Raw genomic sequence first — 11,448 nt, forward strand, 5'->3', positions numbered from 1 at the left:
CGGCCTGGTTCAGGCGGCCCGCTTCGTCACGAAACAGGCGGCCAAGCGGGGTTTCCGGCACCAGCCCGAGGCCCACTTCGTTGGCAACGAAGATCACCCGGCCCGGCAGGCGCGGGATCAGCCCGAGCAGCGCGGCGCGCTCGCGGGCAAAGGCCGGCAGCAACTCGGCGCCCGCGCCGGGCGGCAGGGTTTCGGCGCCGTCGAGGAGGTTGGCCAGCCACAGGGTGAGGCAATCGACCACCACGCAGCGCTCCGGCGCGGCCGTCGCTTCGAGCGCCGCGGCCAGCGCGCGCGGCGCTTCGAGCACCGTCCAGCCGGCCGGGCGGTCGGCCTGGTGGCGCGCAATTCGGGCGCTCATTTCTTCGTCCAGCGCTTCGGCCGTCACGATGACATGCACCGCCATTCCGCTGGCGGAAGCCTGCTGTTCGGCCAGGCGGCTCTTGCCCGAACGGGCGCCGCCGAGGATCAGTTCGCGGGTCATGGGGCAGCCAGGCGCAAGGCGGGAGAGGTGAGAACGCCACGCCCGACAGCCGCCGCCCCCTCAACGCTCAAGGCGACCCCGCGCCCGTCGCGCATCGTCGGCGCCCGTGTTCCAGACCCACTCCGCTCAGTCGTCACGCCTGCTCCCTCGCCAAAGAATTCAATTTTTCAATGCTATCATTGAGGGCTGTTTGCAAGCGGCCTTGCCGCCGGCGACAGACGTGTTCCAGGTGCTCCCCAGGCCTTTCGGCCCGGGAGTTAAACGGGAAACAGGTGCGCGAGCTTCCATCGAAGCCGCAATACCTGTGCTGCCCCCGCAACGGTAAGCAGGTGCACGATGCGTCACACCGCCACTGGGTCTTCGGGCCTGGGAAGGCGACGCATCGCAAGAGGTCCGCCCTTTCGGCCCGCCTTGACCTGCAAGCCCGGATACCGGCCTCGATCACATCAAGCGGAAGTGCCACGGGGTGGTGGCGACGAGCGCGACCGGTTTGTCCGGCGCATCTCTCGGTGCTCCTCCCTGCGTGCTTCCAGACATGATTCGCCCGGTCTGGCGGGGACGCCAGCGGGTCAGGGAGAACACATAAAAATGACCATCCGCCGTTCTGCTGCCGCCATCGCGGTGGCTGCCGCCCTGTCCGCGCCGGCCCTTGCCGCCGACGTGCAGCCCGAGGTCGTCGTCACCGCCAGCCGTTTCGACGACACCGGATCCAAAGCCCCCGTCAGCCTCACCCGCATCAGCCGCGACGACATCGCCCGGAGCGGCGGCGCCAGTCTGCCCGACGTGCTCGGCATGGCCGCAGGCCTCGATGTGCGCCCGATGTCCGGCGCGCTGGGCATCGACACGATTGTCGACCTGCGCGGCTTCGGCGAGGCGGCGGGCAGCAACACCCTGATTCTCCTCGACGGCCAGCGCCTCAACCCGGTGGACATGAGCGGCATCGACTGGTCGGCGATCCCCCTCCAGAACGTGTCGCGGGTGGAAGTGATGCGCGGCGCCGGCGGCGTGCTGTTCGGCGACCGCAGCGTGGGCGGCGTGATCAACATCATCACCGACAAATCCGGCGCCCCTCGCGCCAGCGCCGGCCTCACCCTCGGCAGCTACGGCTACCACCGGGTCGATGTGTCCGCCTCCGGCTCGGGCGACGCCACCTATTTCAACATCTTCGCCAACTACGCCGACGTGAACGGCTGGCGCCAGAACACCCGTGGCGACCAGCGCGCCCTGTCCGGACGGGTCGGGCATGTGCTCGGCGAGGAGCGGGAAGTCTTCATCGATGTGGCCGCCTACGGCGACTCCAACGGCCTGCCCGGCTCGATCAAGCGCGCCGACTACGACGCCGATGCCACCCGCGCCCGCAGCCTTACCGACCACCAGAAGCGCGAGGGCTACCGGGTTCGCCCCGGCGTGCGTTACGCCCTCACCGACACCCTGACGCTGGAAGGCGAGATCACCTACAACAGCGCCCGCCAGAACGCCGTCTATGGCGGCACGCCCTACATCGCCAACCGCGACACCACCGCCTTCACCCCGCGCCTGCAATGGCGCCACGGCCTGGGCGGGCTGGCCAGCACCACCGTCGGCGGGCTGGATGTCTTCCACGGCGCGGTGGACAACGTGGCGCTGACGCAGACCGGCTCCCAGTTGTCCCGCGCTTTCTACCTGCAGAACACCACCTCCCTGCGCAACGACCTGCACCTCACCGTCGGCGCCCGCCGGCAGATCGTCCGCCAGCACGCCGAAGACCGCGCCAACGGCATCAACGGCGAAGCCACCCACGCCCGCAACGCCTTCGAGGCCGGCCTCGCCTGGGATCTGGACCGCAGCACCCGGCTGTTCACGCGCTGGGGCCAGGTGTTCCGCTTCTCCACCACCGACGAACTCTTCGGTTACGACCCGCTCACCTACGCGCCGGTGTTTACCGGCGGCAACGTGCGGCCCCAGCACGGCACCAACATTGAAGTCGGCGCCCGCTACAAGACGGCCGACCTGATGCTGCAGGGCGCCCTCTACCGCCTCAGCCTCACCGACGAGATCGGCTACAACCCGATCACCTATGCCAACGAGAACTTCGACCGCACCCGCCGCGAAGGCGTCGAGCTGGAGGCCCGCTGGCGCGCGGTGCGCAACCTGGAGCTGAACGCCGGCCTCACCGCCCAGAACGCCAGGTTCGTGGACGGCCCGAACAGCGGCAAGGACATCACGCTGGTGCCCCACCTCAGGTACCGGGTCGGTGCGGTGTTCGATGCCGCCACCGCCGGCCGCTACGGCGCCACCTGGACCCACACGGGCAAGCGTCGCTTCGGCGGCGACTTCGACAACACCAAGGAGATGCTCGACGGTTACGGCATCCTCGATCTCCACGCCGACTGGAAGCTGCGCGACGTGACGCTGCAACTGCGCCTCGCCAACGCCACCAACCAGAAGTACGCGCCCTACGCCCTGTTTTCGTCCTTCGCCGGCGACTACTACTTCTACCCGGCCGAGGGCCGCAGCCTGTTCGGCACCGTGCGCTACGACTTCCGCTGATGCGGCGCAGCGCTTTTTAGCCGTTTCAAGACCCACAACAGAACTTTCGGCCGACGCAACCACCGCCGGCCGATCGACGTGACCAAGGTGCTCCAGGGCTGACGCGCCCGGGGTTAAACGGGAAACAGGTGCGCGGCCTTCGCTCGAAGCCGCAATGCCTGTGCTGCCCCCGCAACGGTAAGCAGGATAACGACGCGTCACTACGCCACTGGGCCCTCCGGCCTGGGAAGGCGACGCGCCACGGTGGAGCCGGTTTGATCGGCCCCGCCGCCACTGCAAGCCCGGATACCGGCCTTGATCACATCAAGCGGAAGTGCCACGGGGTGGTGGCGACGAGCGCGGTCATGGGTTTTCCCGGGCCTTTCTCTCCAAGTCACCTCCCCTGCGCTTCCAGACGCAATCCACCCGCCGGCGGGGACGCCAGCGGGCCAGGGAGAAACCATCAGATGATCATCCGCCCCACCCTCGCCGCCATTGCGGTCGCCACTGCATTGCCGTCCGTCACGCAGGCTGCCGAGCACGAACAGCCCACCGTCGTCGTCACCGCCACCCGCCAGGAAACCCGCATCAACGAACAACTGAGCGATGTCACGGTGCTGGAGCGTACCGATCTGGACAACGCCGGCCAAAGCACCGTTGCCGAGATCCTCTCCCGCCAGCCCGGCCTGGAATACGCCTCAAACGGCGGCCCCGGCGCCAGTTCCAGCGTTTACATGCGCGGCGGCGCCAATGCCAAGCACACCGTGGTGCTCATCGACGGCATGCGGGTCGGGTCGGCCTCCCTCGGCCAGTTCTCCTGGTCGCGCCTGCCGGCCAGCCAGATCGAACGCATCGAGATCCTGCGTGGCCCGGCGTCGGCCCTGTATGGCAGCGACGCCATCGGTGGCGTGATCCAGATCTTCACCCGCCGCGGAGAAGGCCCGACCCGCGCCAACGTGGAAGCCGGCATGGGCACTTTCGGCACCCGCTCCGTGAGTGCCGGTGTTGCCGGCGGCACGGCTGATTTCAACTACAGCGTGCAGGCCACCCACAGCAAGACCGACGGCTTCAGCAGCCGGATCGGCCCCACCTACAACCCGGACCGGGACGGCTTCGAGAACAACAGCGCCAGCGCCAACTTCGCCTACCAGCTGGCCAAGGGACACGAAATCGGCCTCAACCTGTTCCAGAGCGAAGGCTCCAACCGCTACGACGGCACCGGCCGGAAGAACAACTATCGCAACGATCTGAGCGTTCTCAACTACGGCCTCTACCTGAAAAACGCGTTCAGCGAGAGCTGGACCAGCACCCTGCGCGCCGGGCAAAGCACCGACAAATCCTTCGACATCAAGAACGCCGTCGCCAGCAGCCGCTTTCGCACGATCCAGGAGCAGTTTGCCTGGCAGAACGACATCACGACCCGGGTTGGCCGCTTCCTGCTCGCCGCCGAGCGCCTCCGGCAGCAGATCGACTCGTCGTCCACCTACACCCAGAACGACAGGACCATCGACTCGTTCATCTTCGGCTGGAACGCCTCGCTCGACGCCCACCGCCTCCAAACCACGCTGCGCCGGGACAACAACTCCCAGTTTGGCGACCGGAACACCGGTTCGCTGGCCTATGGCTACCAGATCAGCCGCGCCTGGCGCGCCAGCGCGTCCTACGGCACGGCCTTCAAGGCCCCGTCCTTCAACGATCTGTACTACCCCCTCGATGGCTTTGGCTACGAAGGCAATCCAAACCTGAAGCCGGAATCCTCAAAGAACCGGGAAGCCGGCCTGCATTACGAGAGTGGCAACCATGAAGCCAGCCTGGTGTGGTTCTCCAACAAGATCACCGACCTGATCTCGTGGTCCGGCCGCACCTCGCCGGTAAACATCGGCAACGCCAGCCTGAGCGGCGCGACCCTGGCCTACAGCGGCCACCTCGCCGGTTTCAACCTGGCGGCCAACGCCACCCATCAGGATCCGAAGGACGAAAGCACCGGCAACCGCCTGGCTCGCCGGGCGGCCAACTTCGGCACCGTGAGCGTCGGCCAGAAGCTCGGCAAGTGGGAATGGCGGACCGAGCTGTACGCCTCGGGCGGACGTTTCGACACGGATGCCAACACCACCCGGCTGGGCGGCTACAGCCTGCTGAACCTGTACGGCAGCTACAGCCCGGATCGTGACTGGTCGGTCTTCGCCCGCGCCAACAACGTGCTCGACAAGGACTACGTCACCGCCGCGGGTTACGAGACGGCCGGCGCCAACGTCTTCTTCGGCGTACGCTACGCGCCGAAGTAAGATTCACCCGAAACCCTGGGGCCGGCCCCAGGGCGGGGCCTAACCCGGCCCTGGGGGCGCTCGGCAGCCCTCCGCAACCACTGAACCCATGCAGAAAATCCACCTCCGCCTGACGCAGGCGTACTGACGATGGCCTCCACGCAGCCCGCCATCCCCCTAACGCCACACCGACGCAGCCACCGCCGCGCGCGGCTGGTGCTGGCCGGCCTCGTGCTGGCGGCGCTGGCAGCCTTTGCGTGGTCGCTGTCGGCCGGGGCACTGCCGGTTTCCGGCTCCGACCTGATCAACGCGATCACCGGCGGCGCGGGCGGCATGGAAACCGACATCGTGCGCACCCTGCGCCTGCCCCGCGCCACCGCCGCCTTTGCCTGCGGCGGGCTGCTGGCCCTGGCCGGCGCGCTGATGCAGGTGCTGCTGCGCAACCCGCTGGCCGACCCGTATGTGCTGGGGATTTCCGGCGGCGCCGCGGTGGGCGCGCTGGGCGCGATCCTGGCCGGCGCAGCGTCGGGCTGGATCGACGCCGGCGCCTTCATCGGCGCGCTGGGCGCCACGCTGCTGGTCTTCGGCCTCGCCCACGGCGACGGCTCATGGACGCAAACCCGCCTGCTGCTCACCGGCGTGATCGTGGCCGCCGGCTGTGGCGCGGCCGTCGCGCTGATGCTCAGCCTCGCGCCCGAAGGCCGCGTGAAGGGCATGCTGTTCTGGCTGATGGGCGACGCCAGCAGCGTCAGCCAGCCGTGGCCGGCACTCGTGCTGCTGCTCATCGGCCTGGTGATTGCCCTGCCCTTCGCGCGGGAACTCAACCTGCTGGCCCGTGGCGAAATCACCGCCCGGGCGCTGGGCGTGCGCGTCGGGCGCCTGCGGGCGCTGGTCTATGGCCTCGGCGCGCTGCTCACCGCGGTGGCCGTCACCACCGTCGGCTCGGTGGGTTTTGTCGGGCTGATCGTGCCGCACCTGGTGCGCCTCGCCATCGGCAACGACCAGCGCCTGCTGCTGCCCGCCGCCACCCTGGCTGGCGGCGTGCTGCTGTGCGCCGCCGACACCGCCGCGCGCACCGTCGTCGCGCCCATCCAGCTGCCGGTGGGGGTGCTCACCGCGCTGATCGGCGTGCCGGTGTTCCTCTTTTTGCTGGCGAGGCATCCGCGATGAAAATGGACGTCCGGCCCCCCATCCTCGGTGCCGACCGGCTGTCGGTCGAGATTGGCCGCCACAGCGTATGCCGCGAACTCGATTTCACGCTGCAGCCGGGTGACACGCTGGTCATCCTCGGCCGCAACGGCGCCGGCAAAAGCACCCTGCTCCACACCCTGGCCGGCCTGCGCGAACCCCTCAGGGGTGCGGTGCTGCTGTCGGGCCAGCCCTACGGTGCCTGGCCGCGCGGTCACGAAGCCTGCCTGCGCGGCCTGCTGGCCCAGAGCCAGCCCGACTTTTTCAGCGCCACCGTGCTCGAAACCGCCCTCGTCGGCCGCCACCCCTACCTGGGCCGCTGGGACTGGGAAAGCCCCGAAGACGAAGCCATCGCCCTGGATGCCCTCGCCCAGATGGGTCTCGAAGGCTTTGCCGAACGCCAGGTGCCGACGCTCTCCGGGGGCGAACGCCAGCGCCTCGCCATCGCCGCGCTGCTCGTGCAGCAGCCGCGCCTGTATCTGCTCGACGAACCCCTCTCCCACCTCGACCTGCACCACGAAATCGCCGTGCTCGAGCACTTCCGCGGGCTTGCCGCCAGCGGCAGCGGTGTGGCGATGGTGCTGCACGACATCAACCTCGCCGCCCGCTACGCCAGCCACGTGCTGCTGCTCGATGGCGAAGGCGGCCACGTTTTCGGCCCGGCCCGCACGGTGCTCACCGTCGAGCGCCTGTCCGCCGCCTTCGGCCACCCGCTGCGCGCCGTGATGGACGGCGAAACAAGCCTGTTCGTGCCGGTCTGAAGTCCGACCCACACAAAAACATCAAGCGAGAGAAACCATGAGCGACGCACACCCCAACCCGCCCGCCTCCGAAGCCGAACGCAACGCCCGCCACAAGGCGCGCATGGAGCGCAAAAAAGCGGTCGTCGACGCCGCCATCGCCGCCGCCACCGACAAGCGCGGCCTGCTGCTGGTGAACACCGGCAACGGCAAGGGCAAGTCCAGCGCCGCCTTCGGAGTGCTCGCCCGCGCCATCGGCCACGGCCTCAAGGTTGGCGTCGTGCAGTTTGTGAAGGGCCGCTCGGACACCGGCGAAGAAGCCTTCTTCCGCCGCCAGCCCGAAGTGAGCTGGCACGTCATGGGTGACGGCTTTACCTGGGACACCCAGGACCGCAGCGCCGACACCGCCAGCGCCAAGGCTGGCTGGGAGCAGGCCCGACGCTTTCTCGACGACCCGGAAATCGGCCTCGTCGTGCTCGACGAACTCAACATCGCGCTCAAGTACGGCTACCTCGACGTGGCCGACGTCATCACCGACATCGAAAGCCGCCCCGAGATGCAGCACGTCATCGTCACCGGCCGCGGCGCCCCCGACGCCCTGATCGAAGCCGCCGACACCGTCACCGACATGGGCGTGGTCAAACACGCCTTCAAGGCCGGCATCGCAGCCCAGGCCGGCGTGGAGTTCTAACCCCGGCGGCCCCTGCGCCACTCCCGTGTTCTACCCAGGCGTGGCGGCGCGGTAAGCTTGGCGCCTTGCCCTTACCCTTTCGCACCCGCCACCGCCATGCATCGCATCGTCTCCATCGAAGCCGGCGCACTCAAAGCCCAGCTCCGCCGCCCGGCATTTGCCCACACGTGGGTCGAGCACGAGGCCACCGCCCAGCACCAGCTTGCCGAGCGCCTCGCCGACGCCACCATCGCCATCGTCAACAAGCGCCGGCTCAGCGCCGACATCATCGCCGGCCTGCCCGCGCTGCAGATGGTCGCCATCGCCGCCACCGGCTACAACAACGTCGATCTCGACGCCTGCCGGGCGCGCGGCATCGTCGTCTCCAACGTGCGCGGCTACGCCCGCGAAACGGTGCCCGAGCACGTTTTTGCGCTGCTGCTGGCGCTGGCCCGGCAGATCGGCCCCTTCCACCGTTCGGTGGCCGCCGGTCGCTGGCAGAAGAGCGAACAGTTCTGCTATTTCGACTACCCGATCCGCGACCTCGCCGGCCAAACTCTCGGCCTCCTAGGCAGCGGCACCCTCGGCCAGGGCGTGGCGCGCATCGCCGCCGCCTTCGGCATGCAGGTCGTTCTTGGCGAACACAAGGGCGCGACCACCTGCCGCGACGGCTACCTGCCCTTCGAGCGCCTGATCCGCGAAGCCGACGTGATCAGCCTGCACTGCCCGCTCACCGACGCCACCCGCCACCTGATCGGCGCGCCCGAACTCGCGGCGATGAAGCCTACGGCCATCCTGATCAACACCGCCCGCGGCGGCCTGGTGGATGAAGCCGCCCTCGCCGAAGCCCTGCGCGCCCGCCAGATCGGCGGCGCCGGCTTCGACGTGCTCACCGAAGAACCCCCCGTCGCCAACCCGCTGCTGGCGCCGGATTTGCTCGACGCCGGCAACTTCATCCTGACGCCCCACGTCGCGTGGTCCAGCCGCGAAGCGATGCAAACGCTGGCCGATCAGTTGATCGACAACATCGAGGCGTTTGTAGCCGGGGCGGCGGTAAACCGGGTGGCGTGAAAATCTGGGCCGACGCAGGTTTGCGCTAAGATTCGCCGGCGTTCGCCCGGAACGCCGCTATGCCCGCAGGAGCCACCATGGATTTCGCCACCCAACGCACGTATTACAACCGCTGCCACTTCCAGGAATCCCTCGCGCCGGACGACGCGCGCAACCTGGATATCGATGGCATCGGCCCGCAAAAAGTGCGTGGAAGCAACTGGGTCGAAACCCTCGCCCGCAAGATCGAATTCTCCGACCCGCCGGTTTTCCTGCTGTTCACCGGCCTGCCCGGTTCGGGCAAATCCACCGAATTGCGGCGCCTCATCGCCCGCCTGAGCAAGCCTCCGCGGGGAGACTTCCTTCCGGTGCTCATCGACGGTGAAACCAGCCTCGACCTCACCAATCCGGTCGACATCCCCGACGTGATCGCCGCGATCCTCTTCGCGGTTGAAGAAGCCGTACTCAAGGCCGAAGGCCGCGACCCGGAACAGGCGATGATGGAGGGCTACTTCACCCGCCTGTGGAACTGGCTGACCCAAACCGACCTGGAACTCGGCAAGGGCGAATTCACCGTTCCCGGCGGCCCAAAGCTGGTTGCCGAAATGCGCACCCGCCCGAGCCTGCGCGGCAAGGTGCGTTCCATCATCGCCAGCCACCTCTCCCTCTTTCTAAAGCAAGCCCGCGAAGAACTGGAACTACTCGAAGCGCGTGCCCGTCAATGCGGCCACTCGCGCCTCGTCGTGATCTTCGACTCCCTCGAAAAGCTGCGCGGCACCAGCGAAAACTGGGAGCAGGTGCTGGCCAGCGCCGAGCGCATCTTTGCCGGCGGCGCGCCCCACCTGCACCTGCCGGTGCACGTGCTCTACACCATCCCGACCGCGCTGGTCAGCCGCCGTTTCGAGCATGTGAGCTTTCTGCCGATGATCAAGCTCGCCAACCGGGACGGCACGCCCTTCCCGCCGGGGTTCGACGCCGCGCGGGAACTCGTGCGCCGCCGGGTGCCCGACAACGCCATCGCCGAAATCCTCGGCCCCGACAGCGAGGCGCGCATTGCCGAACTGATCCACTGGTCCGGCGGCTACCCGCGCGAAATCGTGCGTCTGCTCCAACTCGCGCTGGCCCACGACGACCTGCCGCTTTCCCAACCCGATTTCGAACGCATCTTCAACGAACTGAAAGACGCCTACCGCAAGATCGTGCCGGCCGACGCCTTCGACTGGCTGGCCCAGGTGGCCACCGAGCAGTACTACACCGTGCTCAACAACGATCACCGCCAGATCGCCGACCAGATGCTGCTCAACAACGCCGTGTTGCGCTACGTGAATGGCAACGACTGGTTCGACCTCCACCCCGCGGTGGCCGAAATTCCCGGCGTCAAGAAAGCCCGCGCCGCCCTCGCCCAAGCCGCAACACCCAGCGCCCCCTGATGCCCGATGCCCGCGCTGCGCTCAAGCACCTGATCAGCGCCCTCGCGCTGGGCGACGGCTTTCAGTTCCACATTGTCGTCAGCCAATCGCCGCGCCAGATCCGCCAGCTGCTCGCCACGCTGGCCGACGCGGTGCCCGCCCGACGCGGCGGCAGCCTGCGCAGCGAACACCTCGCCCCCTACGACCTCCCGCCCCGCGACGCTCCCCTCGACGGCGCCGCCCTCGCCGCCCTCGTCACCACGCACCTGGACGCCTTTCCCGCGCCCGCCGCCGACGAACGCCTCGTCTTCGCCCTCGACGCCACCTTCACCAGTGAAGCCGACATCCCCGCCTGGCGCCTGCTCTTTCGGCGCATGAACGAGCAGCGCAACGCCCTCGCCCGGCGCCTGGATGCGGCCTTGCTGCTGTGCCTGTCGCCCCGGCTCGAAGCGGCATTCGCCCAGGAAGCGCCGGACTTCTGGTCGCTGCGCGGCGTGTCGATCACCCTGGAAGCCGACACCACCGCTGCCGACGCCAGCCCGGCCCTGCAAGCGCTCACCGCCGAACGGGCTGCCGCCGGAATCGAAGCCAGCGACGAGGCCGGAGAACGGGAACTCGCCCGCGAAGTCGACCGCGCCCGCCAGCGCGCCCTCGCCCACCCCGACGACCTCGGCACCCAGCGCGCCTTGCTGATTCTGCTTGGCCGGCTGGGCAACCACCTCGCCGTCCGCGGGCACAGTGACGAAGCGTTGAAAGCCTATCGCGAAGCCCTCGCCATCGCCGAGCGCCTCGCCCACGCCGAGCCCGAGCGCACTGATTACCAGCGCGATCTCTCCGTCGTCTACATGAAACTCGGCGACCTCATGGCCGCCCTCGGGCGGGGCGAGGCCGCCCGCGACTTCTTCGAGAAAGATCTGGCCATCTCCGAGCGCCTCGCCCGCACCGAGCCCGAGCGCGCCGATTACCAGCGCGACCTCTCCGTCTCCTACGAAAAGCTCGGTGACCTCATGGCCACCCTCGGGCAGGGCGAGACCGCCCGCGACTTCTTCCAGAAATCCCTCGCTATCTCCGAGCGCCTCGCCCGCGCCGAGCCCGAGCGCGCCGATTACCAGCGCGACCTCTCCGTCTCCTACGACAA

Annotated in this window: 9 protein-coding genes and 2 riboswitches; of the genes, 8 read left to right on the plus strand and 1 reads right to left on the minus strand. The window is 68.5% G+C overall.

Annotated elements, in window-relative coordinates:
- Window positions 1-481: bifunctional adenosylcobinamide kinase/adenosylcobinamide-phosphate guanylyltransferase (cobU, locus tag Q1W26_RS14285; protein WP_300441479.1), on the minus strand; the 481-nt coding region annotated here is incomplete at its 3' end.
- A 210-nt stretch (window positions 482-691) separates the two neighbouring features.
- Window positions 692-936, plus strand: a riboswitch (cobalamin riboswitch).
- A gap of 133 nt (window positions 937-1,069) precedes the next feature.
- Between cobU and Q1W26_RS14290 the strand changes: the two genes are divergently transcribed.
- The 8 genes from Q1W26_RS14290 to Q1W26_RS14325 all read left to right on the plus strand — a co-directional run.
- Window positions 1,070-3,010 (plus strand): TonB-dependent receptor, encoded by a 1,941-nt coding sequence (locus Q1W26_RS14290; protein ID WP_300441481.1) that lies wholly within the window; start codon window positions 1,070-1,072, stop codon window positions 3,008-3,010.
- A 68-nt stretch (window positions 3,011-3,078) separates the two neighbouring features.
- A riboswitch (cobalamin riboswitch) is annotated at window positions 3,079-3,322 on the plus strand.
- A gap of 134 nt (window positions 3,323-3,456) precedes the next feature.
- A complete protein-coding gene (locus Q1W26_RS14295) occupies window positions 3,457-5,274 on the plus strand; it encodes a TonB-dependent receptor (protein WP_300441484.1) in 1,818 nt (605 codons plus the stop codon).
- A 129-nt stretch (window positions 5,275-5,403) separates the two neighbouring features.
- On the plus strand, window positions 5,404-6,423 hold the full coding sequence (locus tag Q1W26_RS14300) for an iron ABC transporter permease (RefSeq protein WP_300441487.1): 1,020 nt from the start codon (window positions 5,404-5,406) through the stop codon (window positions 6,421-6,423).
- The gene (locus Q1W26_RS14305) at window positions 6,420-7,202 is read left to right on the plus strand and encodes an ABC transporter ATP-binding protein (protein WP_300441490.1); all 783 of its coding nucleotides are present in this window, start codon (window positions 6,420-6,422) and stop codon (window positions 7,200-7,202) included. The genes Q1W26_RS14300 and Q1W26_RS14305 overlap by 4 nt, the downstream gene beginning before the upstream one ends.
- A 37-nt stretch (window positions 7,203-7,239) precedes the next feature.
- Complete coding sequence (gene cobO, locus Q1W26_RS14310) at window positions 7,240-7,872, plus strand: cob(I)yrinic acid a,c-diamide adenosyltransferase (RefSeq protein WP_300441493.1); 633 nt, start codon at window positions 7,240-7,242, stop codon at window positions 7,870-7,872.
- Window positions 7,873-7,968: 96 nt separating this feature from the next.
- Window positions 7,969-8,922, plus strand: coding sequence for a D-2-hydroxyacid dehydrogenase (locus Q1W26_RS14315; protein WP_300441496.1), 954 nt, complete (start codon window positions 7,969-7,971; stop codon window positions 8,920-8,922).
- A gap of 77 nt (window positions 8,923-8,999) precedes the next feature.
- On the plus strand, window positions 9,000-10,331 hold the full coding sequence (locus Q1W26_RS14320; protein WP_300441499.1) for an ABC transporter ATP-binding protein: 1,332 nt from the start codon (window positions 9,000-9,002) through the stop codon (window positions 10,329-10,331).
- Window positions 10,331-11,448, plus strand: a 1,118-nt coding sequence (locus tag Q1W26_RS14325) for a tetratricopeptide repeat protein (RefSeq protein ID WP_300441502.1), incomplete at its 3' end; no start/stop codon positions are given. The genes Q1W26_RS14320 and Q1W26_RS14325, both read left to right, overlap by 1 nt.

This window comes from Zoogloea sp. (assembly GCF_030157465.1).
Lineage (GTDB): Bacteria > Pseudomonadota > Gammaproteobacteria > Burkholderiales > Rhodocyclaceae > Zoogloea.